The organism is Oleiagrimonas sp. MCCC 1A03011 (assembly GCF_003267965.1).
Classification (GTDB): Bacteria; Pseudomonadota; Gammaproteobacteria; order Xanthomonadales; family Rhodanobacteraceae; genus Oleiagrimonas; species Oleiagrimonas citrea.
The window spans coordinates 578075-603968 of record NZ_MSPY01000002.1 but is presented as its reverse complement, the minus strand read 5'-3'; the positions used below and the strand labels follow the sequence as shown (position 1 = coordinate 603968).

Annotated in this window: 27 protein-coding genes; 14 read left to right on the top strand and 13 right to left on the bottom strand. The window is 65.2% G+C overall.

Features of this window, described 5'->3' with window-relative positions:
• Window positions 1–133: 133 nt before the first annotated feature.
• On the bottom strand, window positions 134–1171 hold the full coding sequence (locus BTJ49_RS06355; RefSeq protein ID WP_113064497.1) for a type IV pilus twitching motility protein PilT: 1038 nt from the start codon (window positions 1169–1171) through the stop codon (window positions 134–136).
• Between the two features lie 264 nt (window positions 1172–1435).
• On the opposite strand from BTJ49_RS06355, the gene proC reads away from it, so the two are divergent.
• Genes proC through BTJ49_RS06340 form a run of 3 tightly spaced genes read left to right on the top strand, consistent with a single transcriptional unit; the run spans window position 1436 to window position 3359 of the window.
• Window positions 1436–2251, top strand: a complete 816-nt coding sequence (gene proC, locus BTJ49_RS06350; RefSeq protein WP_113064496.1) for a pyrroline-5-carboxylate reductase — start codon at window positions 1436–1438, stop codon at window positions 2249–2251.
• Window positions 2252–2273: 22 nt separating this feature from the next.
• Entirely contained in the window at window positions 2274–2852 is a 579-nt protein-coding gene (locus BTJ49_RS06345; RefSeq protein WP_113064495.1) for a YggT family protein, read from the top strand.
• Window positions 2853–2912: 60 nt separating this feature from the next.
• Entirely contained in the window at window positions 2913–3359 is a 447-nt protein-coding gene (locus BTJ49_RS06340) for a DUF4426 domain-containing protein (protein ID WP_113064494.1), read from the top strand.
• A 17-nt stretch (window positions 3360–3376) separates the two neighbouring features.
• Here the strand turns inward: BTJ49_RS06340 and BTJ49_RS06335 are convergent, their stop codons facing one another.
• Both BTJ49_RS06335 and pdxH read right to left on the bottom strand, forming a co-directional pair.
• Window positions 3377–4180, bottom strand: coding sequence for an ABC transporter substrate-binding protein (locus BTJ49_RS06335; protein ID WP_113064493.1), 804 nt, complete (start codon window positions 4178–4180; stop codon window positions 3377–3379).
• Window positions 4177–4764 carry a pyridoxamine 5'-phosphate oxidase gene (gene pdxH / locus BTJ49_RS06330; protein WP_113064492.1) on the bottom strand — a complete coding sequence of 196 codons (588 nt, stop codon included), beginning with the start codon at window positions 4762–4764 and terminating at the stop codon, window positions 4177–4179. Before pdxH ends, BTJ49_RS06335 begins: the two co-directional genes overlap by 4 nt.
• Before the next feature lie 70 nt (window positions 4765–4834).
• On the opposite strand from pdxH, the gene BTJ49_RS06325 reads away from it, so the two are divergent.
• Window positions 4835–5689 (top strand): kinase, encoded by an 855-nt coding sequence (locus BTJ49_RS06325; RefSeq protein ID WP_113064596.1) that lies wholly within the window; start codon window positions 4835–4837, stop codon window positions 5687–5689.
• On the opposite strand, the gene BTJ49_RS06320 is transcribed toward BTJ49_RS06325, so the two are convergent.
• Entirely contained in the window at window positions 5670–5873 is a 204-nt protein-coding gene (locus tag BTJ49_RS06320; protein WP_113064491.1) for a dodecin family protein, read from the bottom strand. The genes BTJ49_RS06325 and BTJ49_RS06320 overlap by 20 nt on opposite strands.
• Before the next feature lie 85 nt (window positions 5874–5958).
• Window positions 5959–6813: an SDR family oxidoreductase gene (locus BTJ49_RS06315; RefSeq protein WP_113064595.1), complete on the bottom strand. Its 855-nt coding sequence runs from the start codon at window positions 6811–6813 to the stop codon at window positions 5959–5961.
• A 6-nt stretch (window positions 6814–6819) separates the two neighbouring features.
• On the opposite strand from BTJ49_RS06315, the gene BTJ49_RS06310 reads away from it, so the two are divergent.
• The 7 genes from BTJ49_RS06310 (at window position 6820) to BTJ49_RS06280 (ending at window position 13922) form a co-directional block, all read left to right on the top strand.
• Window positions 6820–7365 carry a shikimate kinase gene (locus BTJ49_RS06310; RefSeq protein ID WP_113064490.1) on the top strand — a complete coding sequence of 182 codons (546 nt, stop codon included), beginning with the start codon at window positions 6820–6822 and terminating at the stop codon, window positions 7363–7365.
• Entirely contained in the window at window positions 7362–8447 is a 1086-nt protein-coding gene (gene aroB / locus BTJ49_RS06305) for a 3-dehydroquinate synthase (protein WP_113064489.1), read from the top strand. Before BTJ49_RS06310 ends, aroB begins: the two co-directional genes overlap by 4 nt.
• Window positions 8448–8551: 104 nt before the next feature.
• Window positions 8552–8797: a WGR domain-containing protein gene (locus tag BTJ49_RS06300; protein ID WP_113064488.1), complete on the top strand. Its 246-nt coding sequence runs from the start codon at window positions 8552–8554 to the stop codon at window positions 8795–8797.
• 25 nt (window positions 8798–8822) lie between these two features.
• The gene (gene hemE / locus BTJ49_RS06295; RefSeq protein WP_113064487.1) at window positions 8823–9887 is read left to right on the top strand and encodes a uroporphyrinogen decarboxylase; all 1065 of its coding nucleotides are present in this window, start codon (window positions 8823–8825) and stop codon (window positions 9885–9887) included.
• A gap of 97 nt (window positions 9888–9984) precedes the next feature.
• A complete protein-coding gene (locus tag BTJ49_RS06290; RefSeq protein WP_168184687.1) occupies window positions 9985–10638 on the top strand; it encodes a DUF4328 domain-containing protein in 654 nt (217 codons plus the stop codon).
• Between the two features lie 96 nt (window positions 10639–10734).
• Window positions 10735–13566 carry a valine--tRNA ligase gene (locus BTJ49_RS06285; protein WP_113064485.1) on the top strand — a complete coding sequence of 944 codons (2832 nt, stop codon included), beginning with the start codon at window positions 10735–10737 and terminating at the stop codon, window positions 13564–13566.
• Complete coding sequence (locus BTJ49_RS06280) at window positions 13566–13922, top strand: TraR/DksA C4-type zinc finger protein (protein WP_113064484.1); 357 nt, start codon at window positions 13566–13568, stop codon at window positions 13920–13922. Before BTJ49_RS06285 ends, BTJ49_RS06280 begins: the two co-directional genes overlap by 1 nt.
• A 73-nt stretch (window positions 13923–13995) precedes the next feature.
• On the opposite strand, the gene rimI is transcribed toward BTJ49_RS06280, so the two are convergent.
• From rimI to pssA, 3 genes are read right to left on the bottom strand one after another with little or no spacing between them, the layout of a single operon-like run.
• Entirely contained in the window at window positions 13996–14496 is a 501-nt protein-coding gene (rimI, locus tag BTJ49_RS06275; RefSeq protein ID WP_113064483.1) for a ribosomal protein S18-alanine N-acetyltransferase, read from the bottom strand.
• A 57-nt stretch (window positions 14497–14553) separates the two neighbouring features.
• Window positions 14554–15039, bottom strand: a complete 486-nt coding sequence (locus tag BTJ49_RS06270; protein WP_113064482.1) for a hypothetical protein — start codon at window positions 15037–15039, stop codon at window positions 14554–14556.
• Between the two features lie 19 nt (window positions 15040–15058).
• Window positions 15059–15850 carry a CDP-diacylglycerol--serine O-phosphatidyltransferase gene (pssA, locus tag BTJ49_RS06265; protein ID WP_113064481.1) on the bottom strand — a complete coding sequence of 264 codons (792 nt, stop codon included), beginning with the start codon at window positions 15848–15850 and terminating at the stop codon, window positions 15059–15061.
• Window positions 15851–16140: 290 nt separating this feature from the next.
• On the opposite strand from pssA, the gene BTJ49_RS06260 reads away from it, so the two are divergent.
• The 3 genes from BTJ49_RS06260 (at window position 16141) to BTJ49_RS06250 (ending at window position 19062) form a co-directional block, all read left to right on the top strand.
• A complete protein-coding gene (locus tag BTJ49_RS06260) occupies window positions 16141–16578 on the top strand; it encodes a DUF4124 domain-containing protein (RefSeq protein WP_113064480.1) in 438 nt (145 codons plus the stop codon).
• 163 nt (window positions 16579–16741) lie between these two features.
• The gene (locus tag BTJ49_RS06255) at window positions 16742–18454 is read left to right on the top strand and encodes a proline--tRNA ligase (RefSeq protein WP_113064479.1); all 1713 of its coding nucleotides are present in this window, start codon (window positions 16742–16744) and stop codon (window positions 18452–18454) included.
• A gap of 275 nt (window positions 18455–18729) precedes the next feature.
• Window positions 18730–19062 (top strand): H-NS histone family protein, encoded by a 333-nt coding sequence (locus tag BTJ49_RS06250; RefSeq protein ID WP_113064478.1) that lies wholly within the window; start codon window positions 18730–18732, stop codon window positions 19060–19062.
• A 78-nt stretch (window positions 19063–19140) separates the two neighbouring features.
• Here BTJ49_RS06250 and BTJ49_RS06245 read toward each other — a convergent pair whose 3' ends face one another.
• The 5 genes from BTJ49_RS06245 to BTJ49_RS06225 form a co-directional block, all read right to left on the bottom strand.
• Complete coding sequence (locus BTJ49_RS06245; protein ID WP_240151582.1) at window positions 19141–20397, bottom strand: threonine/serine exporter family protein; 1257 nt, start codon at window positions 20395–20397, stop codon at window positions 19141–19143.
• 186 nt (window positions 20398–20583) lie between these two features.
• Window positions 20584–21966, bottom strand: coding sequence for an ATP-binding protein (locus tag BTJ49_RS06240; protein WP_113064476.1), 1383 nt, complete (start codon window positions 21964–21966; stop codon window positions 20584–20586).
• A 22-nt stretch (window positions 21967–21988) separates the two neighbouring features.
• Window positions 21989–23329 carry a sigma-54 dependent transcriptional regulator gene (locus BTJ49_RS06235; RefSeq protein WP_113064475.1) on the bottom strand — a complete coding sequence of 447 codons (1341 nt, stop codon included), beginning with the start codon at window positions 23327–23329 and terminating at the stop codon, window positions 21989–21991.
• A gap of 82 nt (window positions 23330–23411) precedes the next feature.
• Window positions 23412–24578: an alpha/beta hydrolase gene (locus BTJ49_RS06230; protein WP_113064474.1), complete on the bottom strand. Its 1167-nt coding sequence runs from the start codon at window positions 24576–24578 to the stop codon at window positions 23412–23414.
• 37 nt (window positions 24579–24615) lie between these two features.
• Window positions 24616–25884 carry an FtsX-like permease family protein gene (locus tag BTJ49_RS06225; RefSeq protein ID WP_113064473.1) on the bottom strand — a complete coding sequence of 423 codons (1269 nt, stop codon included), beginning with the start codon at window positions 25882–25884 and terminating at the stop codon, window positions 24616–24618.
• Window positions 25885–25894: the final 10 nt, after the last annotated feature.

Sequence of the window (25894 nt, the reverse complement as noted above, 5' to 3'; positions counted from 1 at the left end):
GGTTTGCCGTTCGACGCAGCACGCTTGTGGGTCGCTGCGCCGCGCGGCGAGGCCGGCGCCCCGCTCGCTTGGATTGTGCCCCGAGTGTAGTGCGTTCACGTGGCCGGATTCGGGACACCGACCACGCGTGGAATCAGCGGAAGATTTCCTTGTTCTTGGCGTAGCTGCGGGCGTTCTCGCGCGTAACCACGCCGCGCTTGACCAGATCCTGCAGGCACTGGTCAAGCGTCTGCATGCCATGCTGCTGTCCGGTCTGGATCGCCGAGTACATCTGCGCGACCTTGTCCTCGCGGATCAAGTTGCGGATGGCGGGAATGCCGACCATGATCTCGTGCGCCGCGATACGACCGCCGCCGACCTTCTTCAACAGCGACTGCGCGATGACCGCGCGCAGCGACTCGGACAGCATCGAGCGCACCATCGGCTTCTCGCCCGACGGGAACACGTCGATGATGCGGTCGATGGTCTTGGCCGCCGAACTGGTATGCAGCGTGGCGAACACCAGATGGCCCGTCTCCGCGGCGGTCAGCGCCAGGCGGATGGTCTCCAGATCGCGCAGCTCGCCGACCAGGATGAAGTCAGGATCCTCGCGCAGTGCCGAACGCAGTGCCTCGTTGAAGCCGTGCGTGTCGCGATGCACTTCGCGCTGGTTGATCAGGCACTTCTGCGAGGTGTGCACGAATTCGATCGGGTCCTCGACCGAGAGCACGTGACCGTATTCGTTCTTGTTGATGTGGTCGATCATCGCCGCCAGCGTGGTCGACTTGCCCGAACCGGTTGGGCCGGTGACCAGGATCAAGCCCTGCGGCTGCTCGATCAGTTCGCGGAAAATCGGCGGACAGCCCAGATCCTCCAGCGTCAGCACTTCCGACGGAATGGTACGGAACACCGCCGCCGCGCCGCGCTGCTGGTTGAAGGCGTTGACGCGGAAACGCGCCAGGCCGGGGATCTCGAACGAGAAGTCGACCTCGAGAAATTCCTCGTAATCGCGACGCTGCTTGTCCGACATGATGTCGTACATCAACGCGTGCACTTGCTTGTGGTCGAAGGCCGGCGTGTTGATGCGGCGTACGTCGCCGTCGACGCGGATCATCGGCGGCAGACCGGCGGACAGATGCAAGTCCGAGGCCTTGTTCTTGACCGAAAAGGCCAGCAGTTCGGCAATGTCCATGCAGACTCCCCCTAGCGGAGACATTTCTTGGCGGTCGACCGGCGGTCACGCCGACGGTCTGAATCATGTGTTCAGTATAACCACGGGCACGATGCGTGTGTGCGCGGATGTACCGCAGCGCAACATGCGATTTGGGACCTCGTCCCCAATCCAGATACTCTGGTGTATTCCACGCTGTCGCGCAGCATGCCGACCTCATCCTGAAGGCTTCGGCGATGCGTGCGGCGACGGCGGTCGAAACACGGTCACACGAGGAGTCACGGCATGCAGAACATCACCTTCATCGGCGGCGGCAACATGGCACGAAGCCTGGTCGGAGGATTGATCGGCACCGGCGTCGAACCGAAGCAGATCGCCATCGCCGAACCACGCGAGGAAGCCCGCGAGGAACTGGAACGCGACTTTGGCGTACGCACCTTCGCTGACGGCAAGGATGCGGTCGCCGACGCCGAGATCGTGGTACTGGCGGTCAAGCCGCAGATCCTGCCCGGCGTGTGCAAGGAACTGGCCGAGGCGGTCGCCGCCGCGAAGCCGCTGATCGTCTCCATCGCCGCGGGCATCCGCACCGACCAGCTGCAGCGCTGGCTCGGCGAGGGCACCGCCGTGGTGCGCTGCATGCCCAACACGCCATCACTGATCGGCGCGGGCGCGACCGGCCTGTACGCCACGGAAAAGGTCGACGCCACGCAGCGCGAGCAGGCCGAAACCCTGCTGCAGACCGCCGGCGTCACGGCCTGGGTCGAGGACGAAGCCCAGATCGATACCGTCACCGGCATCGCCGGCTCCGCGCCGGCCTACTACTTCCTGCTGGTCGAGGCGTTGGAAGACGCCGCCGTGGCCCGCGGCCTGCCGCGCGAGACCGCGCGCAAGCTGGCGGCGCAGACCTGCATGGGTGCGGGGCGCATGATGGTCGAGAGCGGCGAATCGCCCGATGCCCTGCGCAAGCGCGTGACCTCGCCCAACGGCACCACGCAGGCCGCGCTGGAAAGCCTTAACGGCGACGGCATCCGCCAGATCGTGGCGCGCGCCGTGGACGCCTGCGCCGAGCGCGGCGCGGCGCTGGCCCGAGAAAACGACTGACTGACTCCGGAAACGCACGCCCATGAGCTACTTTCTGCAGGCCGCCCAACTGATCCTCGAATTCGCCTTCGGGGCCGTGGCCACGCTGTTCCTGCTGCGCCTGCTGGCCGAAGCCTGGGGCGTGCAGTTCCACAACCCGATCAGCCAGTTCGTCTACCGCAGCACCAACCCGGTACTGGCGCCGGCGCGCCGCGTGCTGCGCAATTGGCGTCGCATCAATTTCGCGGCCATCGCGGTGGCCTGGCTGGCGGAACTGGTCAAGCTGGGCCTGGAATTCCTGCTCGCCGGTGGCCTGCCCAACCCGGCAGGCTGGTTGCTGCTGGGCTTCGGTCAGCTGCTCGATCTGTTCCTGCTGATCTATATCGTGCTGATCTTCGTGTGGTCGCTGGCCAGCCTGCTCGGCGGCGACCCGGGCCACCCGCTGCTGCGTTTCGTGGCGCAGCTGGTGGAACCTCCGATGCGTCCGTTGCGTCGGCGCATGCCCACACTGGGTGGCCTGGATTTCTCGCCGATGGTGGCGATCCTGATCCTGATGCTGCTGCGCATCCTCGTCGCCGGCCCGCTGATCGGCCTTGCCGGCCGCATGGTGCTCGGCGGCTGAACGCCCCGACGCGTCGCATCGGCGTACCATGAGGCCTCGTCCGCAAACCGGAATGCACCCATGCGCCCCATCCGCCTACGCAACACGCTGGCCCTGATCGCCCTCGGCCTGCTGCCCCTCGCAGCCATCGCCGGGAAGGGCGTATGGACGAAGGGCGACCTGAAGATCCGCTACAACGCGCTGCCGGCAACAGCCCTGCCGGCAGCTTCGGCGAAACAGCTCGGCGTCGCGCACGACCGTCGCCAAGGTTTGCTGAACGTGCTGATCACGCGCGGCAAGGATGGTACGGAAACCAGCCTACCCGCCGACATCACAGCACGGGCCATGACCGAGAACGGTTCACCCGTGCGGATCCGGGTGCGCGAAGTGAAGGACGACAACGGCATTTCCTACCTGGGCACGTTCACGATCCGCCACAGCGGCACGCTGCGCTTCGATCTGGACGTCACGCCGCGCGGCGCGGCTTCGCAGCACATCCAGTTCCAGCATACGTTCGCGGTCGACTGAGTTCGCCAACCGGCGCGTCAGGCGTGGCGCTCCGCCCAGCGCCGGATGATCGCGTGCAGCGCGTCCAGACCGTCGAACAAGGCTGCCGGCCCCGGCTGCAGGATGATCGGCGACTTCACTTCGTGCAGTTCGCCGTCACGCACCGCCGGCACGTCCGCCCAGCCCGGCCGCTGCGCGACCTTCTCCGGGCGGAAACGCTTGCCGCACCACGACCCGATAACGATGTCCGGCGCGCGGCGCGCCGCCTCGGCGGAATGGGCCAGGATGCGGTGCTTCGCCAGCGACTCGGCGGCGAGTTCGGGAAAGATGTCGTCGCCGCCGGCGATCCGGATCAATTCGGCGACCCAGCGGATGCCGCTGATGGCCGGCTCGTCCCATTCCTCGAAATAGACCCGGGGCCGTCGCGGCAGCGCCGCCGCAGCCTCGCGCACGGAAGCGATGTGGGCCTCGGCGCGCGCCGCGTAGGCATCGGCCTTGCCGGACACGCCGACCATCCCGCCGAGACGCCGGATGTAGCCGAGAATGCCTTCGACGCTGCGGTGATTGCTGATCCACACCTCGACGCCGGCCTTGATGAGCGCCTGCGCGATGTCGGCCTGAATGTCGGAGAAGCCGATCGCCAGATCCGGCTCCAGCGCCAGAATGCGATCCACCTTGGCGCTGGTGAACGCCGAGACCTTGGGTTTCTCCTTGCGCGCCTCCGGCGGGCGCACGGTGAACCCGGAAATGCCCACGATGCGCGCCTGTTCGCCGAGCGCGTACAGCGTCTCGGTCGGTTCCTCGGTCAGGCAGACGATGCGTTGCGGGAACGGGTCGCTCACGGATACAGCAGGCTGGATGTCCAGGTCTTGCCCATGCGCTGCCAGCGCACGCGTTCGTGCAGACGGAATTCACCGGCGTACCAGAACTCGATGCTGTCGGCGACCACGAGGTAGCCGCCCCAGTGCGGCGGACGCGGCACGTCGCGGCCCTCGAATTCCTGTTCGTACTGGGCCACCCGCGCCTCGAAGGTCGCGCGATCGGGCAGCGGACGCGACTGCAGCGACGCCCACGCGCCAATCTGGCTGCCGCGCGGACGACCGGCAAAATAGGCGTCCGACTCGGCCTCGGGCAGTCGTTCGGCGCGCCCCTGCACGCGCACCTGCACGCCATCGCGCACGTGCTTCCAGTGGAACGTCAGCGCCACCTGCGGGTGCTCGGCGATCTGCTCGGCCTTGGCGCTCTCGTAGTTCGTGTAGAAGCGGAAACCACGCTCGTCTACGCTCTTGAGCAGCACGATGCGCCCGTGCACGCGCCCGTCCGGCGTGGCCGTGGACAGGTTCATCGCGGTCGGTTCGGGGTCGGTCGAACCACGCGCTTCCTCGAGCAGACCGCGGAAGGTGGCGAGAATTTCTTCGTTGAGCATGAGTGGCGAATATCGTTGAGAACGTGGCGCGGCTATGCTGGCAAGCACGCGCAGCCATCGGAAGGGATCGATGCCAAAGCGAGATGCTAGCACGGCGACCGATGCCCTCGCGCAGCGGCTGCTGAAATCCTTGTCCAGCCGCATTCTTGCCGCGCGGCATCCCTTTCTGCTCGGTCTCTCCGGCCTGCAGGGCAGCGGCAAGAGCACGCTCGCCGCCGCGCTGGTGCGTCAGGCCCGCGGTCGCGGCTGGCCGGCACAGACCCTCTCGCTCGACGACGTCTACCTGGGACGTCGCGCACGCCGGGAACGGGCCGCGCGGGTGCACTCGCTGCTGCGCACGCGCGGCGTTCCCGGCACCCACGACCTCGACCTGCTGCGGACCACCCTGGATGCCTTGGCCGAGGCGTCGGCGAACCGCCCGGTGGCGCTGCCCCGCTTCGACAAGGGCCGCGACACGCGCCGCCCGCCCTCGCGCTGGCCTCGCGTGCGCGTGCCGCCTCGCCTGATCGTGCTGGAAGGCTGGTGCATCGGCGTGCCCGCGCAATCGGACGCGGCACTGCGCACGTCCATGAACGCGCTGGAACGCGACGAAGATGCCGATGGTCGCTGGCGTCGCTACGCGAACGATTCGCTCGAAGCCATGCAAGATCTGTGGCAGCGCCTGGACGCCCTGGTTCTTCTGCAGGCACCGGACTGGCCCACAGTCTGCCGCTGGCGCGCTCAGGCCGAAGCGCCGCTGCGCGCGCGAGGCGCGCCGCAAGCCATGAACACGACAGCGCTGCGGCGTTTCATGCAGCACTACGAACGCCTCAGCCGACACGCTCTGCGCACGCTGCCGCCGCGCGCGGACATCGTGATCGCTCTGGATGCTGCGCGCCGCGTGATCTCGTTCCGGGAAAAAGCGGTCAGTCGACGACGAAGGTGACGCGCATGTTCACGCGCCACTCCTTGATCGTTCCGCCCGAGTCAGTGACACACTTGATGTCGTTCACCCAGGCGCCCTGGATGCCCTTGACCGACTCGGAAGCCTTCTTCAACCCGCTCTGCACGGCATCCTCGATGCCGTTCGGCGAGGACGCGCTCAACTCGATGATCTTGGCGACTTGCATGGCGATGCTCCTACCCGTGCGGAACGGCCCGCGATGAGGCGAGCCGCCGGAATCCCCCCGCTCCGTGGAACTTCAGCCCGCGCGCCTAGATGAGCGTCGAATAGCCCCGGCGCGCGTCGGGCCAGCATGGCACAAAACCGCTGGCGCGCAAGCGCGCGTTGGAGAGCCGCTTGTTGCCGATGCCCGCAGGCGCATCGCCGGTCGGCGGCGGCAGTGCACCGAGCTGCTCGGCAAGAAAGCCGTACAGCACGTCCAGCGTGAGCGGCGTGTCGTCGACGCCGAGATACAGCGCTTCGGGCGCATCCAGCGAAAGCAGATGAACGATCGCCGTCGCCGCATCCTCGACATGGATGCGATTGGCCCAGAACGGCGTGACCGGTACTCGCGCTTCGCCCGCACGCAAGCGGCGCAGCAGCCCGTCCCGCCCCGGACCGTACAGGCCGGCCAGACGCAGCACCGTCGCGGGAAGCCCTCGCGCAGCCAGTCGATGTTCCGCTTCCAGCAGGATCTCGCCGTTGAAACCCGGCGGCTGTGGCGGCGTTTCCTCGTCGACCCAATCGCCGTCGTGGTCGCCGTAGACCGCGCTGGAAGACACGAACACGATGCGCTGAAGCTTCGCCGTGTCGAGCGCGTCCAGCAGTCGCTCCAGTCCGTCGACGAACACGCGCCGGTAGGCCTCCGGCGTGCGGCTGTCCGGCGTGGGGAGATACACCAGTCGATCGATGTTCTCCGGCAACGCGGCCAGGCTGGCCGGGTCGGACAGATCCGCGCGAATCGCCTCGACACCCGCGGGCAACGGTTTCGACGAACGCCGCAGACCGAATACCTCCGCCCCGGCCTCCCGCAACACACACGCCGCGCGGCTGCCGACATCGCCGCAGCCGGCGATCAGCACACGCGCGGAACGGCTATCCTGTCCCTTTCCGGAGGCTGCTAGCATCGTCACATGAACCCTTCGTCGAACCTGTTCCTGATCGGCCCGTCCGGTGCCGGAAAGACGTCCATCGGGCGGCGTCTTGCGGACCATTATGGCCTGCCCTTCCTGGACCTGGACCGCGAGATCGAGGAACACACCGGCGTCGATGTCTCCACCATCTTCGAGATCGAGGGCGAGGCCGGCTTCCGACATCGCGAAGCCATCATTCTCGACGAGTGTAGCCGCCGCACGGGCGTGGTGCTGGCCACCGGCGCCGGTGCGATCCTGTCCGCGGAAAGCCGCGAGCACCTGCGCCGCCGCGGCTTCGTGATCTGGCTGCAGGCCAGCGTCGACCAGCAACTCAAGCGCCTGCAGTACGACCGCGCGCGGCCGCTGCTGGCCGGCGTCGACCGACTGCAACGCCTCCAGGACATGGCCGAACGCCGCAATCCGCTCTACGCCGAGATTGCCGAACTGGCGATTCCCGGCCACAACGAACGCGTGCTGCGCGCCTTCACCCGCTGTCGCACGCGCATCGACGAACACTGGCAACGCCTGCAACCGCTACCTACATGAACGCTCCTCACACTCTGGAAGTCGGTCTCGGCGACCGCAGCTATCCGATCCTCATCGGCCCCGGCCTGCTCGACGCCGGCGAGGCCTGGCGACCGCGCATCCACGGCCGCCATGTGCTGGTGGTCAGCAACGAGACCGTGGCTCCGCTGTATCTGCAGCGCGTGATGACACAGCTCGACGGCCTGCAGGCGCAAACGCTCACACTACCGGACGGCGAATCCTTCAAGAACCTGGCGCACGTCGAGCGCGTGTTCGAGGCGCTGGCCGACATGGGCGCCTCGCGCGACGCCTGCGTGATCGCTCTCGGCGGCGGCGTGATCGGCGACCTCGCCGGCTTCGCCGCGGCCTGCTGGATGCGCGGCATCGACTTCCTGCAGATGCCGACCACCCTGCTGGCCATGGTCGACTCCTCGGTCGGCGGCAAGACCGGCGTCAACCTGAAAGCCGGCAAGAATCTGGTAGGCGCCTTCCATCAGCCCTGCGCCGTGGTCGCCGACACCGACACACTGGCCACCCTGCCCGACCGGGAATACCGAGCCGGACTGGCCGAGGTGGTCAAGTACGGCGCGCTCGGCGATGCGGATTTCCTGACCTGGCTGGAAGCACATGTCGACGCCCTGAATGCGCGCGACGACACCATCATCGCCAAGGCCATCGCCCGCTGCTGCGCGCACAAGGCCGCCATCGTCGCCCGCGACGAGACCGAGCGCGGCGAGCGCGCGCTGCTCAACCTCGGCCACACCTTCGGCCACGCGCTGGAGACCGAGTGCGGCTACGGCACGCTGCTGCACGGCGAGGCCGTGGCCATCGGCATGTGCCAGGCGGCCGCACTGTCGGCGCGGCTGGGCATGGCCGACGCGGCCGACGGCGAGCGTCTGGCGCACCTGCTGCAAACACTGCAGCTTCCGGTCACGCCGCCTGCCGGACTCGACAGCGATGCGCTGCTCGCGCACATGCGCCTGGACAAGAAGAATCTCGGCGGCCGGCTGCGCCTGATCCTGTGGCGCGGCATCGGTCGCGCCGAGATCGTCGCGGACGTGGCGGAGGCCAACGTGCGCGCCGTACTCGACCATCGCGGGTGACGCGTCACCCCTGACGAAGCCGGTGCGCACGCACGGATCGCTGGCCGTCGCGCCATGCTCTACAATGACCGGCTACATCCCACGCTCCGTCCAGACTGTCGTTCATGCGCATCTACATGCAGACCAATGCGGAATCCGGCGAAACGCCGCGCTACGTGCAGCTGACGCTGGACCAGGACCTGCTCGGCGGGTGGATCCTTTTGCGCGAATCGGGCAAGCAAGGCGGCCGCTCCACGCTGCGCCGCGAAGTCTTCCTCGACGATCAGGAAGCCATCGCCGCCTTCGAGAAGGCGCGCGACAATCAGATCAAGCGCGGTTTCCGCGTGGTCTTCACCCAGGGCGCGGCCTGACGCGCCGCCGCACGGACTGTTGCGCATGACCGAACTGAAAAACGACCGCTTCCTGCGCGCCCTGCGCCGCCAGCCGACCGACACCACACCCGTTTGGATCATGCGGCAGGCGGGCCGTTACCTGCCGGAGTACCGCGCCACGCGCGAGAAGGCCGGCAGCTTCATGGCCCTGGCGCAGAACCCGGAGCTGGCTTGCGAGGTCACCCTGCAGCCGCTCGATCGTTTCGAGCTGGACGCGGCGATCCTGTTCTCCGACATCCTCACCATCCCGGACGCGATGGGGCTGGGTCTGACCTTCGTCGCCGGCGAAGGTCCGAAGTTCGAGCGCCCGCTGCGCAGCGCCGCCGACATCGCGAACCTGACCGTGCCCGACATGGATGGCGAACTGCGCTACGTGATGGACGCCGTGCGCCTGATCCGTCGCGAACTCGACGGTCGCGTGCCGCTGATCGGCTTCTCCGGCAGCCCCTGGACGCTGGCCTGCTACATGGTCGAGGGTCAGGGCTCGCGCGATTTCGCCCGCGTGAAGGCACTGGCCTGGAACGATCCGGATGCGATGCACCAGTTGCTGGATACACTGGCGCAGTCCGTCGCCGCCTACCTCGCCGCCCAGGCCGAGGCCGGCGCGCAGGCGCTGATGGTGTTCGACACCTGGGGCGGCCTGCTGTCGCCGGGCATGTTCCATGAATTCTCCCTGCGCTATCTGGCCCGCATCGTCGAGCAGCTGAAAAACGATGCGCACGCCGCCAACCTGCCCGTCGTGCTGTTCTCCAAGGGCGCCAGCGGCCACCTGGAAGCGTTGGCCGGCACCGGCTGCGCGGGACTGGGACTGGACTGGACCATCAGTCTGGACGAAGCCCGTCGCCGCGTCGGCGAACACGTCGCACTGCAGGGCAACCTCGACCCGTCGGCCCTGTACGCCACGCCGGAGATCATTCGCCGCGAGGTCGAGGCCGCCATCACCGCCTTCGGCCCGCATCCGGGCCATGTGTTCAACCTCGGCCACGGCGTCACGCCGGGTGTGGACCCGGAACACGTGAAGGTGCTGGTCGATACCGTGCACGAAGCGGGACGCCGCATCCGCGCCTGAACCCGCGCTCCGCTATGATCCCCTTGAGGATAGGGGGATATACATGACGGACTACCATTTCAAGGACACGCGTGGACTGACTATCTGGACCTGCGTGTTGGCCGCGGCCGCCATCGTTCTGACGCTGGTCAATCTCTGCGACGATCTGTACACGACGCATCTGTTTCGAGGTGTCCTCGAACACGACGCGGCGCGAACCATGGCGCTTCGCACGCATGTACACGCGCTCATCACCCTGCAGACTACGCTCAACGGAACGCTGATCCTGCTCTGGGTCGTGAATGTCGTGCTGTTCTGCGTCTGGCTCTACCGTTCAGCCTGCAATACCCGCGCGCTGGGCGCTCAGGGACTCGATTATTCGCCCGGATGGACGGTTGGCTATTTTTTCGTGCCAATCGCCAACCTGGTTCTCGGGTATCAGTGCATGCGCGAAGTCTGGAAAGCCAGCCACGCTCCCGAAAACTGGTCTCAAATCAAGAATCCGCCACTCCTGCTGGCCTGGTGGGTCACGTATATCGCCGCCAGCGCAACCAGCCGCATCGCATCGACCATGCTGAAAGGAGTCGGCACGGACATGCAGGCTCTGTTGATCGCCAGCAACATCGAAATGGTCGGGATGGCACTCTCCATGTTGGCTGCAGGCATGTATATCCGCATCGTCTGGCGCATCAGCACGGTGCAGCGCTCGCATTACCTGACTCCACCCATGCGCATGGATGAAGCCGCCCTGCCGGACATGCAACCCGGCTGAGATCCGCCGCTTGGGCCTGCGCGCCCAGCCCCGTACAATCACGGACTTTTCCCGCTTTCGTCGCGCCGGACTTCCGGCGCCCGCCCGAGTCCGCCCATGGAAAAGAGTTTCGAACCCGCGCAGATCGAGTCCAAGTGGTACGCCCGCTGGGAAGCCGACGGCTGCTTCAAGCCGACCGGCCAGGGCGACCCCTACTGCATCCTGCTGCCGCCGCCCAATGTCACCGGCACGCTGCACATGGGCCACGCGTTCCAGCAGACCGTGATGGACATGCTGATCCGCTATCGGCGCATGCGCGGCGACAACACGCTGTGGCAGGTCGGCAGCGACCACGCAGGCATCGCCACGCAGAAGATCGTCGAGAATCAGCTGGCGGCGGAAGACACCGACAAGCATGCGCTGGGCCGCGAGTCCTTCGTCGAGCGCGTGTGGCAGTGGAAGGAGCAGTCCGGCTCCACCATCACCAACCAGATGCGCCGTCTGGGTGTGGCCGCCGACTGGTCGCGCGAGCGCTTCACCATGGACGAGGGACTCTCGGCCGCGGTGCGCAAGGTGTTCATCGAGTGGTACCGCGCCGGCCTGATCTACCGCGGCAATCGCCTGGTCAACTGGGACCCGGCGCTGGGCACGGCGGTGTCCGATCTTGAGGTCAACAACGTCGAGCGCGACGGCCACATGTGGTCGATCCGCTACCCGGTGTCCGGCAGCGACGAGACGGTGACCATCGCCACCACACGTCCGGAGACCATGCTCGGCGACGTCGCCGTGGCCGTGCACCCCGAGGACGAGCGCTACGCGCACCTGGTCGGCAAGACGCTGACACTGCCGCTGGTCGGGCGCGAGATCCCGGTCATCGCCGACGACTACGTCGACCGCGAGTTCGGCACCGGCTGCGTGAAGATCACCCCGGCGCACGACTTCAACGACTACGACATCGGCAAGCGCCACGGGCTGGAGCCGCTGAACATCTTCACCCTGGACGCGAAGGTGAACGACAGCGCGCCCGAGAAATACCGCGGCATGGATCGCTTCGAGGCACGCAAGGCGGTGCTGGCCGACCTGGAGGCCGAGGGCGCGCTGGTCGAGACCAAGCCGCACAAGCTGCAGGTTCCGGTCAGCCAGCGCTCGGACGCCGTGATCGAGCCGATGCTGACCGATCAGTGGTTCGTCGACCTGACCTCCGACACGCTGCCCGACGGCCATCCGGGCGGTCGCAAGGCCATCACTGAACCGGCGCTGGAAGCGGTCACCTCGGGTCAGATCAACTTCGTGCCCGAGAACTGGACCACCACCTACACCCAGTGGCTGGAGAACATCCAGGACTGGTGCATCAGCCGCCAGCTGTGGTGGGGCCATCGCATTCCGGCCTGGTATGACGAGGCCGGCCACATCTTCGTCGGCGAGGACGAGGCCGATGCGCGCGCCCACGCCCAGACCGCGCCGGTCGGCGCGCTGCGCCAGGACGAGGACGTACTGGACACCTGGTTCAGCTCCGCCCTGTGGCCGTTCTCGACCCTCGGCTGGCCCGCCGACGGGCCGGTGAAGAACGAGCGCGGCGAAGTCGTCGCGAACTGGGAACAGGACAAGATCTTCCTGCCCAGCGCGGTGCTGGTCACCGGCTTCGACATCATCTTCTTCTGGGTCGCGCGCATGGTGATGGCGACCAAGTACTTCGTCGGCGAGGCGCCGTTCCGCACCGTCTACATCAACGCCATCGTGCGCGATGCCGAAGGCCAGAAGATGTCCAAGTCCAAGGGCAACACCCTGGACCCGCTGGACCTGATCGACGGCATCGAACTGGAACCGCTGGTGGCCAAGTCCACCAAGTCGCTGCTGATCCCGCAGGTGCGCGCCAAGGTCGAGAAGCGCATCCGCAAGGACTACCCCGACGGCATCCCGGCCATCGGCACCGACGCGCTGCGCTTCACCTTCGCCGCGCTGGCCAGCTACAGCCGCACCATCAACTTCGACATCAGTCGCGCCGAAGGCTACAAGGCGTTCTGCAACAAGCTGTGGAACGCCGCCCGCTTCGTGCTGATGAACCTGCCCGAAGGCGAGATCGCCGCGCCCGCCGGCGTACCGGTCACCGAGGCCGAGCGCTGGATTCTCACGCGTCTGAAGCAGACCCTGACCGAGGCCGAACAGCACTTCGCCAACTACCGCTTCGACCACCTGGCACAGAGCCTGTACGCCTTTGTCTGGAACGAGTACTGCGACTGGTTCCTGGAACTGGCCAAGCCGGCGCTGCAAGGCGACGACGAAGCCGCCGCGTCCTCGACCCGCCGCACCCTGCTGGACGTGCTGGAATCGGTGCTGCGCGCGCTGCATCCGATCATTCCGTTCATCACCGAGGAAATCTGGCAGTCGGTCGCACCGCGCCTGGGCCTGAGCGAAAAGCACCTGATGGACCGCCCCTGGCCGGACGCCGCCGCCATCGACGCCGACACCCAGGCCAGCGCTGAGATCGAGTGGTTCAAGGCCGTGCTGTCGGGCATGCGCAAGATCCGCGCGGAAATGAACATCGCGCCGGGCAAGACGATTCCGCTGCTGCTGGCCGATGGCGACGCCAGCGATCGCACCCGCGCGGCCAAGTTCGCTACGCAGATCGCCTTCCTAGGCCGCGCCGAGACACCTGTCTGGCTGGATGCCGATACCGAGGAACCGGCCGCGGCTGCGGCCGTGGTCGGCAACCTGCGCGTACTGATCCCGCTGGCTGGCCTGATCGATCTCGACGCCGAGAAGGCGCGCCTGGACAAGGAAATCGAGCGTATCGGCAAGGAAATCGCCAAGTGCGAAGGCAAGCTGGGCAACGCCCGCTTCGTCGACAACGCGCCGGCCGAGGTCGTCGAGCAGGAACGCCAGCGTCTGGCCGACTGGAGCGCGCAGCGCGACGCCCTGCGCGAACAGGCGCAACGCCTGGGCGCCTGATGGACGCCGCCGCGGCCCGTCGGCAACTGCTCGAGCTGCGTCAGCGCTTGCTCGCAGAGGATGCCGGCGCGGCCGACGCACGCGCCACGGTTGAACTCGACCAGGCCGCCGTCGGCCGTCTTTCGCGCATGGACGCCCTGCAACAACAACAGATGGCGCTAGCCGAACAACGCCGGCGCCAACAGACCCTGCAACGCATCGAAGCCGCGCTGCGCCGTGTCGAAGAGGGTCGCTATGGCGAATGCGCCGTCTGCGGTGAATGCATCGCCGAGGCCCGCCTGCGCATGGACCCGGTCATCGCGCTGTGCCTGGACTGCGCATCGGCCCAGGAAGCCGCCGGACCACGTCGCGGCTGAATCCGCATCGATTGCCGAATTCGGTTCAATATCCGCCCCGCTCTGTAGCCGGATGCGGCACCGCGGCACGCGCTCAACCGGGCTGGTCGGGCTGGTCGGGCTGGTCGGGCGCCAGCTTGTGCATCATCACGATGGCATCCTCGCGCCCCTTCTCCGCGGGGTAATAACGCGGCCGGCGACCGATTTCGACGAAATCGTGGTCGAGATACAACTTGTGCGCCGCTTCGTTCGAGGGACGCACTTCCAGGAACACCCGCGACGCGCCATGCCAGCGCGCCAGATCCAGCAAGCGCCGCAACATGCGTCGCCCGTGGCCCATGCCCTGATGCTGCGGATCGACACACAGGTTGAGCACGTGCGCTTCCCCGGCGGCAGCAGAGAGAATGCCGTAACCCACCACTTCTCCCGGCCAGGCCAGCACCCAACAGGCGTGACCGGCCTTCATGCAATCGCGGAAGATCCCCGGACTCCAGGGGAATTCATAGGCCTCCCGTTCGATCAGGGAAACCTGGGGAAGGTCCTCGCGCCGCATCATGCGGATGCGCGGGAGATTGGGAGCGACGACGGCGGCCATGCGGCGATTATGCGACGCCGGACGCCGCCTGCCCAGAAAAAACCGAACGGGCAACGCTCAGTACATACGCAAACGCCGGCGCAACGCCTTCAGCGCCTGCCACAATCGCCGTTTCGCCCCGCCCGCATGCAAGGCATCCGGCACATCGAGCAGCACGATCTCGGCGGCGCGCATGACCTCTGCATCAAGAACGTGGCCCAGCGCACGGGCCTGCGCATCGCCAAACGCCAGATAGGCGCGCGCAACGGGCGGCGTATCCAGTGTTCCGGACTCGCCCACGGCGAGGCGCGGGGCACGCGCGAAATCGGCGCCGAAGGCATGCATGCAGCGACCGATCAGATCCAGCGTGCGTGGCGAGCACGCGGACGGAAGCAGCAGCACGCAGGGCACGACCGCATTTGATGAATTTGTCGCCGCAGTCCCGACAGCCACCGGCTCCGCAGCGACCAGCGCCGACTCCGGTGCAGCCGCAGCGTCGCGTGATGAACGCAGACGATACGGCGTCACGCCCAACGCGCGCAGACGTTCGTGACGGGACGTCATCGCAGCCACCGATCCCGACTCAGGCCGCCGGCGGATCGCCGCGCCGCGTGCTGCGACGACGACGTGTGGTGACCCGGCCCCACAGCGTCATGACCGGCCCGGAAATCACATACAGGCCGAACACCGCCAGCAGGACATGCGGCGGGTCGATCGCCAGAAGCACCAGAATCAGCAGCGCCGCGATCACCCACAGAAACGGCACGCGGTCCTGTTTCGGCCAGGCCTTGAAGCTGAAGTAGCGCACATTGCTGACCATCAGCAAACCGGCGATCACGATCAGGAAGGGAGTGATGAAGCAGACCTGCGAACCGCTGACGCCATCCTTCTCCATGCTCCAGATGAAGGACATGCACAGCGCGGCTGCCGCGGGACTGGCCAGCCCTTGGAAATAGCGCTTGTCGGCCACGCCGACCTGGGTGTTGAAACGCGCCAGCCGCAATGCGCCGCACGCGGCATAGATGAAGGCTGCCGCCCAGCCGATCTTGCCCCAGACGGGACCGTAGGCACGCAGTTCGGACAGCGACCAGGTGTACATCACCAGCGCCGGAGCCAACCCGAAGCTGACCAGGTCAGACAACGAATCGTACTGCACGCCGAAATCGCTCTGCGTACCGGTCATGCGCGCCACGCGGCCGTCCATGCTGTCCAGCAGCGCCGCCACGAACACGGCCACGCAGGCCGAAACGAAATGCCCCCCGATACCGGACACGATGGCGAAGAAACCGGAAAACATCGCCCCGGTCGTGAACAGGTTCGGCAGCAGGTAGATACCGCGATGGCGCGGCGGGCGGACGGTAGGGGTGTCGCTCATGCGCTTGTGTCGACTCCAATAGGGCGTCCGCACAGTGTAAACCATCGCCTGTTCGCGACTGCAGCCTCGACTGCCGCCCTGCTCCGTCGTCCGCACCGGCCTTCGCGCCGGCATCCGTGCGCCGGCGCACGCTGCGGGCCCGCAGGTCCCACGCTAGGGTGCGCCCGCTCACAATCGCGAGAGGTCCATCGCCGTTTATACTTCCCTCCGACCGCACACTGTGCGTACCATGCATTGCGGTATCTGGGGCACGCCTGCGTGCCGCCATCGTTCCGGTACGGAGATTCAATATGCGAGGCACGCTGACCACTCTGCTCACCACGATGCTTCTGGCATTGCCCCTGGTCGCCAGCGCCCAGGTCTACAAGTGGACGGACGCGAACGGGACCCAGCATTTCTCCGACGCCCCGCCACCGCAGGGCGTCAAGTACCAGAACATCAAGACGCGCGCCGATGCGGATCAGCCGCGCACCTCGGGCCATTCCGATGAAGTCCGGCAGGCCGCCGATTCCAGTGCATCCGCGAGTTCGACGTCCCAGGGCAAAGGTAAAAACAGCCAGATGCAGCGCTTCTGCGCACAGCTCCAGTCGAACATCACCTTGCTGAAGTCTTCGCAGAGCCTGCAGCGCCTGGACGGCAACGGCAAATCGGTGCCGGTCGACGACCAGCAGCGTGCCGAACAACTCAAGCAGCAGCAGCAGCGATACCAAGCGTACTGTAGCCAGTAGGCTCGGCTTCAGGCCCGTATCGCATAACGGGCTGCCAACGCTATAATCGACCGTTCAGCCTGTCCCGGCGCCTCGCCGCGCAAGCCCGTGATCGTGGTCGGAAAATTCCGACGATCGTGTAACGCGTGGAGTCTCCGGGCCAACCTCGATACGGACCGATTGCATGCGCCTGAGCACGTTTCACCTCGCTACCGTCAAGGAAGTTCCGGCCGACGCCGAAGTCGCCAGCCATCGCCTGATGCTTCGCGCCGGCATGGTGCGCAAGCTTGCGGCCGGCATCTACACCTGGACTCCGCTGGGCCTGCGCGTACTGCGCAAGGTCGAAACCGTGGTGCGCGAGGAAATGAACCGCGCCGGCGCCATCGAGATGCTGATGCCCTCGATCCAACCGCGAGAGCTGTGGGAAGAAACCCAGCGCTGGGAGAAGTTCGGCGGCCAGCTGCTGAAGCTCAAGGACCGTCGCGAGCAGGAATACTGCTACGGCCCCACGCACGAGGAAGTCATCACCGACTTCGCGCGCCAGGAACTGAAGAGCTACAAGCAGCTTCCGATCAATTTCTACCAGATCCAGACCAAGTTCCGCGACGAGATCCGCCCGCGTTTCGGCGTCATGCGCGCACGCGAATTCATGATGAAGGACGCCTACTCCTTCCATATCACGCCAGAGTCGCTGGCCGAGACCTACAAGGTCATGTACAGCGCCTACGTGCGGATCTTCGAGCGCCTGGGCCTGCGTTTCCGTGCGGTGCAGGCCGACACCGGCGCCATCGGCGGCAACGCCAGTCACGAGTTCCAGGTCCTGGCGGAATCCGGTGAGGACGCCATCGCCTGGAGTGACGGATCCGATTACGCGGCCAACGTCGAATTGGCCGAAGCCATGCCCCCCGAGGCCGAACGTCCTGCTGCGACCGCGGACCTCGCGCGCGTGGACACGCCCGAACGCAAGACGATGGATGAAGTCGCCACCTTCCTGTCCGTGTCGCCGGATCAGTGCGTGAAGACCATCCTGGTGCGCGGCGAAGAAGGGCTGGTCGCGTTGTGCGTGCGCGGCGACCACGAGATCAACGAGATCAAGGCCGCCAAGCTGGAAGAGCTTCCCGGCGCCTCCGTGCTCGCCGACGAGGCCGAGATCCTCAAGGCCACGGGTACGCGTCCCGGCTTCATTGGTCCTGTCGGGCTACCCGACGACATCCCCGTGATCGTCGACCGCAGTGCTGCCGTGCTGGCCGATTTCGTCTGTGGCGGCAATGCCGTCGATACGCACTACACCGGCGCCAACTGGGTCCGCGACGCACGCATCACGCGAATCGCCGATCTGCGCAAGGTCGTCGACGGCGATCCGTCTCCGGATGGCGAGGGCACCCTGCACATCGCGCGCGGCATCGAAGTCGGTCATGTTTTCCAGCTCGGCGGGCGTTACGCCGAAGCCATGAACGCCACCGTTCTCGACGAGAACGGCAAGGCACGCGCCATGCTCATGGGCTGCTACGGCATCGGTGTCAGCCGCATCGTCGCGGCCGCCATCGAACAGAATCACGACGAACGCGGCATCGTCTGGCCCGAGCCGATGGCGCCATGGCAAGTCGCGATCTGCGTCATCGGATCGCGCAATGGGACGAAGGCGCAGGATGCGGCAAAAGCGCTCTACGACGAACTCCGCAGTCACGGTATCGACGTACTGCTGGATGATCGCGGTCTGCGCCCCGGACCGATGTTCGCCGACATGGAACTGATCGGTATTCCGCATCGCGTGGTGGTCAGCGAGCGCGGACTCGAGGCGGGCACGTACGAATATCGCCATCGTCGCGACACCGAAAATCGCGCACTGAGTCATGCCGAATTACTACAGGTATTTTGCGGCCAAAGCGACGCATAATCGAATCGCCGCCCGAGACCTTCTGCAAAGATCAAGCCTTTGGTTTTTGCGCGTGGCGATTAATCCGCGTGGATGCATCCATCGACTCCATGAGTCGACACGAAGGGCAATTATTTGAAAATCCCCAACGTGAGGAGTTTCAAATAATTGCTCACAGGATGCACCTGACCCTGAAGCATTTTTGCAATAACCCATTAAATACGGCAGAATTCGCCTGCACAACGGCTTATGTTCTGCAACGTTAACTGTCCCCCCCACTGAAATCGGAGTTATTTATGGCCGTCGATATCAAGAAGCTCAACCAGAACCAGCTAAACGACCTGATCAACAAGGCCGAACAGCGTAAGCAGGAGCTGGAAAAGGAAAAGCTGGTAAAGGTACGTGACAAAGTCACCAAGCTTCTCAAGGACGAAGGTTTCACGTTCGAAGAAGTGTTCGGTGCACGCGGTGCCGCCCGCCGTGGCCGTCGCAGCACTGGCAAGGTGCCGCCGAAGTACAGCAACCCGGACGACCCGACCCAGACCTGGTCCGGCCGTGGCAAGCGCCCGCGCTGGTTCAACGCCGCCCTCAAGGCCGGCAAGAAGGAAAAGGATCTGCTGATCAAGTAATACAGCATGATCGGATTCCGATGTCAGGGACGCTCTAGAAAGCGCCGGCAACATGCCGGCGCTTTCTTTTTGTCTCCGCTACAGTGAACGGCGCGGCGCGACCAGCAAATCGCCGAACAACAAACCGGCAACCAGCGCCACCAGCAGCGTGACGAGCAAAATCGCGGTTTCGGTGCCGCTATGCACATTCCTCTGCGCCAGGTACGCCAGCGTCTGATAACCGACACTTCCCGGAACCAGAAGAATAATGCCGGGCTCCCGCACCAGTGAACCCGGTCGTTGTGCGAAACGCGCGTACAGGTTTCCCATTGCGCCCAGCACCAGACCACCCATGAAAACGCCGAATCCCGGGCCGAATTGGGCGCCGGCCTCGCGTGCGACGACATAGCCCAGCATGGCCGACAGGGCCACCAGAATCCAATCGCGACGCGACGCGAGAAAGACCAGCGCGAAACCGAACGTGCCCGCCACCAAGGCGGGCCATTGCACCCAGGCAGGTAACGGAGGCAGTTCCGGCAGAGGCAATTTCAGACCGAACCATGCACTGCCGGCGAAAATCACCATCGCACCGAAAATCAATTTCAACATCGACGCCAATGCGCCGAACAGGCGGGAAACGCCCGACGCCAGATGCTGCGCGGAGAGTTCGCGCACGGCAGCCGTCAGCATCATGCCCGGCACCAGAACAATCAGCGCCGACAACACCACCACATTGACTCGTAACGGCACGAGCCACGCGCTCACCAGACTCGCACCTAGAGCCGCCAGCAATGCGGACAGCGCCTCTCCAGCCAACGCGACACGTGGGTGGCGTGCAGCCATGAGCATCACTGCACCGATCATCCCCCCCAGCACGGAAGCGGTCACAGCATCGGCCCAGGAGCCACGCATCAGTACCGCGAAGCCGAACACCGACAGCGCAAAACCGAACACCATACCCAGTTTCTGCGCGCGCGAAAGCGGCTTGGACATTTGCCGCAACTGTCGCGCGCCCTCTTCGAGATCGATGCGCCCTTCGGTCACCCCGTCGGCGATCGCGTCCACTTCGCACAGCCGCGCCAGATTGACGTCACCCGGTGGCATCCGGATGACCTGTGTCACCTGTGCGATGGCATCGTCGCCCTGCGCCTGATCGGCAAAAGAGAGAATGATGGCAGTCGGACTGGACCAGACCTCCGCACGCAGACCAAGCCGCAACGCCGCACTGCTGACGGCGTCTTCCAGACGTGGTGCAGCCGTACCGTATTGGTGCAGGCGCCGAGTCAGCTCGATCACGAACGCGATGCGCGTATTGAGCGCCGTCGTGGTGAAGGCGGGAAGCTCCGGCCCCGTCATGCATACCTCCATCCGGACCGAAGTGTGGCCACGACACTCCATCTCTGCACTCGGCAAGACATCACCGCCCCTTTGGGCACGCTCGGCTGTGCCATCACTGCACCTTCGGATCGACCCCGTAATTGGCGGAGTATAGGGGATCGTGTCACGCGACCGGGTATGGAATCCGTCGTCGCGGATACCGCCTCAGGTCTCGTTCATCGGCAACGATAGCGTGACCCGCAAACCGCCCCGACGTCGATTATTCAGGCTCAATCGTCCACCATGGGCCTCTGCGATCTCACGAGCCAGTGCCAGTCCCAGGCCGGTCCCGGAACGTTTGGTCGAATAGAACGGCAACAACGCCTGAGACAGCACGGCCTCACTCATGCCCGGACCTCGGTCGGCCACCTCGATGCGCCAGTAAGAACCGACCTCAGCGATGGACAACGTCACTTCATCTTCATCCGTACCCGACTCGTGTGCGTTCTTGATCAGATTGATCAGCGCCTGCTCGACCTGCCCCGCATCGAAATATCCATCTCGCTCGGGCAACTCGCCGCGCAAACGAAAAGTGCAGTGCAGCGCCAGCGCTTCGATGAAACCGGCCCAGGCCACAGACTCGATGCGCGGCGCCGGAAGCTTCGCCACGTCGGCGTATCCGCTGATGAAATGATGGAGATGCCTGGCACGTTCGGAAATGCTCGAGAACACGCCCGGCAAACGCTCATGATCGCCACGGCGAGCCAATTCGGCACCGGAGTGCGCCAGCGAGGAAATCGGCGCCAGCGAATTGTTCAACTCATGGCTGATGACGCGGATGACGCGCTTCCAGGTCGCCACTTCCTGCCGCGAAAGTTCGCGCGTCATGCGACGGAACAGATACAGATGATGCGGTCGCCCCTGAAGACGGAACGCGCGCTGCGAGACGTGAAAGGTCTCCTCGGCCCCGTCCATCTCGATCGGGAACAAGGCATCGCGACCGCTCTGCACGATTTCGCGCAAGACCTCCGAGCCGCTATCGAGCAGACTGTCGAAATGCTCGCCCTCCAGCGACTTTCCCTCGTTGAAGAGTTGCCGTGCAGCGATGTTGGCGTACGTCACATGCCGATGATTGTCGGTGAGAATCAACGCCACCGGTGTCTTCTGCACCACTGTGTCAAGCAACAGCTCCCGTTGCACCAGATGCTGGCGCTGCTCACGCAGCGTCTGCCCCAGTTGATTGTGCATGCGGATGAGGTCGCCGATCTCGTCTTGGCGGCGCGTGGCGATGGAGAAACCGAAATCACCGTCGCGGTAACTGACCACTGCTCCCTCCAGAGCGCGCAGAAGCCGCAGGAAAGGGCGCGTCAGACGACTGCCCAGCCATACCGCGATCGGCACCAGCAGCAGCAGCGTCGCCAGCAAACCGCCCCAGGGCGTACGCAGCCAACCTGTTTCGATCTGCACCTGTAGCAATGCGGCCACGGCGTCGATCAACTGCGGCAACGGCCAATGCGTCACCCCCGCGTACACCAGTGCTCCCGTCAGCGTGGCAAGGCCGGCCAGCAACGCCATTCGACCCTGCAGCGACTTCATCTGCATGCGCATGTGCTCTGAATGAAGCGCGCCATCACGTCTCGATTCCGTAGCGCTGCATGCGTCGATACAGCGCCTGACGGGAAAGACCCAGCGTCTGCGCCGCGCGGCTGATCACGCCGGCATGCTGAACCAGCGCGTCCTTGACAGCGTCGCGGCTGGGTTCGTCGAGATTGCGCCACGTCGGTGCCGCATCATCCATCTCGGGCAAATTCAAGTGCCCGGGGGTGATCGGTTCGTCATGCACCAACAGACAGGCGCGATCGATCGCGTTCTTGAGTTCGCGCACATTGCCCGGCCAGCTGTGCAGAGTCAGCGCTTCGCGTGCTTCGTCGGACAACTCGGCACGACCGTCGAGGAAATGCTCGGCGAGCGGAAGGATGTCGTCACTGCGCTCGCACAGCGGTGGCAGATTCACTTCGATCACATTGAGGCGGTAGTACAGATCCTCGCGGAAACGACCTTCGGCGATCATCGATTTCAGGTCGGCGTTGGTGGCGCTGATGACGCGTACCTGTGCACTTCGCGTGCGGCCCGACCCCAGCCGCTCGAACTGCCCGGTTTCCAGCACGCGCAGCAGCTTGACCTGTCCCGAAAGCGGCAGGTTTCCGATTTCATCGAGGAACAGCGTGCCGCCGTCCGCCATCTCGAAGCGGCCCTCGCGCGCCTTGGTCGCGCCGGTATAGGCCCCGGCATCCGCACCGAACAGCTCGGCCTCGATCAGCTCGCCCGGCAGCGCACCGCAATTGACCGCCACGAACGGACCTTCGCGCACCGGGGAATTCAAATGCACGATACGCGCGATGCGCTCCTTGCCGGCGCCGTTGGGGCCAGTCACCAGCACCGGCACATCCGAGCGCGCCACCTGACAGGCCAGTTCGACCGTACGCCCGGTGGTCTCGGAAGCGAACACCATGCCATCCAGATCGTAGCGATCCAGCAGTTGCGCCTGGTGGCGACGTCGCTCATGACGCGTGCGCTTGACCTCACGCGTGGATTCGGACAATTCCAGGAGATTCTCGACCGTGGTCAGCAATTTGCTGTCATCCCACGGCTTGGCGATGTAATCGGCCGCGCCGGCCTTCACCAGCTCGACGGCGGTCTCCAGGTGCGTCCAGGCCGTGAGCAGGATCACCGGCAGATCCGGGTGCTGCTCGCGAATGGAGCGGAACAGCACCACCCCCTCCTCGCCGGAGGTCGTGTCGGCGCTGAAATTCATGTCCTGGATGACCACATCCACGCGATCGCGGGCCAGCACAGCCAGCCCTTCACGCTGATTGAGCGCAGTCAGCGGACGGATATCATGCAGCGACAACAGCAGCGACAGCGCCTCGCCGACGGCCGGATTGTCGTCAATGATAAGGACAGTTCTCATTTTGCTCCGATGCATACCTGGTTGGATGCGCCAAAGCGCGAAAGCGTTGCCATCTTACCGCGCAATCGCACCCGGATTCGCGTCATCGAGCCGACACACCCGTTCCCGTCTCGACTTCCGCCGGCGCGGCGTCACCGGCTTTCCGCGCCAGCGGTAAAGCATCGTCGACCAAATGCACGAGAAATCGTCCCGGCTGCTCCTCCATCACCATGTGCGCCGAATCGGCGAAGATCACCATGCGCTTGTACGGCGCATGCAGCTTGGCGAACCACTGCTCGGCCAGTGTGTGCGAGGTGGTCTCGTCGTGCGCGCCGACGAACAGGATCACCGGGCAGCGGAACTGCGTGACTGCGTCGAAATTCACACCCAGCAATGGCTTGAGCAGGTATTTCAGCGAAAACATGCTGCCTTTTCCGATCGCGGCCAGATCCTTCTCGCTGTAGTCCGGCGACAACTGCCAGGCATTCGCGTCATAGGCGAAATTCTTCCGTCCCCAGGCCATACCGCCGTAATACGACTCCCACTTGCTGCGCAGCGCGACCCGCTGGAGCGTCAGCTCCGGCCCCGGATACGGTGCGATGGCCTGCAGCGCCTTCACCGCCTCGGCATTGCCGTGCTTCTTCGCCTCGCGCAGCGCGAATGCATAGCCTTCACGCTCGTTGGAGCGGGCGTTGACGACCTGACTGACGCCGATGTACGCGTAGAACCAATCCGGATGTCGCTGTGCAAGACGCACGCCCAGCACCGTGCCCCACGAGTGCCCCAGAAGGAAAATCTTGCGCTTGCCGAACCGCTTGCGCAGGTACTGCACCACCTGCGCGGCATCGTCGGTCATATCCTGGATGTTCATGCCCAGCGCCATCTTCGCCTCGCTGTTGGAGGCATAGGTCTTGCCCGTCCCACGCTGATCCCAGTCCACCACGGTGAAGTAGTCCCACCACGGCGACTGATACGTCCACGCCAGCGGCATGTCCGGCGACGCCGGCCCGCCATGCAGGAACAGCAGCACCGGGTTGCGGGTGTCGCGACCGTGAATCGACAGCCACTGATCGATACCGCCGATGTGCACCTTCACGGTTTCATCGATACCGCGCGGCGACACGATTTTCTGATTGGCGGCGATGATTGCGACGGCCCTGGCTCGCGTCATCGTCGACGCCTCCGCCTGGTTCGCGGCGCTGGCGGCGTATGCAGTCGTACCGGACGCCAGAGTCGTCACGACCGCAAGCAGGACAATCAGGATTTTCATGGTTGCTCCAAAAGCATGAGAAAAAAGCGTAGACGGCTCACGCGCCTCGGGTGGCCACCACCGGCGGCACGCGCGCGGCGCGTAGCGCGGGCGCGAGCACGGCGACCTGTCCCAACAACCACAGCAATACCGCGCCGATCGGCAAGTAGCCCCACGGCAACTGGGCCACTTCGTAGTGGCGCATCAGCCATAAATTGAGTCCGGCGGCCATCAGCGTGCCCAGCACGATGCCACTGCTGACAATGAGGAAATTCTCGGCCTGGAAATAGTGCAGGATGTCATGGCGCGTGGCGCCCAGCGCGCGCTGCACACCGATACTGCGTCGCCGCTGCCCGACCCAGAAACTGGCCAGCCCAGCAATGCCAAGCGCAGTCACGAACAGCAACCCGGTCGCCGACGCGACTAATAGGCCGATCATGGTGGTATCGCGCTGAAAATACGCCGCACGGATTGCCGAATAGGTTTTCGCATCCGACGCGGCAATGTCGCGCTGCGGCCGCCGCTGTTTGAGCAAATGCACGGCCGCGGCAAGTCCCTGTTCTGTGCGTCCCGGCCACATCCGCAGCAGAAACAAAGCATCGCTGTCGTTAGGCGCCACGGGCATGACCATAGCCAGATCATTGTCGGCACGCTTCACCAGACGGCCACGCGCCAGATGACGCATCACTCCGACGACCGGCGTGCCGTGACCGTCTAGCAAGCCGCTCTTGCCGAAATACAACACCTCTCCGACCGCGTGTCCCGACGGATACAGCTTCCGTGCCAACGCCTGTGTGATGATCACGCCTGCCGCACTGTTCACGGCACTTCCGCGCTGCCCGGAACTGTACTCGTCGTCGCGGAAATCACGTCCAGAGACCAACGTCAGACCGAGGGTTCGCACCCCCTGCTGCCCGAATTGATACATCTCCGGCTCGGCACATCCCGGTACACCCGGGGAACGTGCTGCGATCAATGCATGCGCGGCTTCCAGACTTCCACATACGCTCTGTGACGAAGCCGAACCGGACAACGGAAGATGATCGATCAGCGCTGCGGACTGCACATCCGGCAGCGTACGCAGGGCCGCGAGGTCGGCGCGATGCAGACTGAGCGGATTGTCGCCAGACTGCAGGTCGGCCACCTTGATTTGCGCCAGCCCCTGCTCCGACAGACCACTATCGATACGCACCCGCTGCACGCGCTGCACAACCAGAAACACCGCGTTGCACACGATGGCGCACGTGAAGGCGACCTGCAGCATCAGCAGCAGCGAGGTCAGCCGGTGATGCCGAAGCGTCGCGAGAATCGGTCGGAACGGAAGCATCGTGATCTCC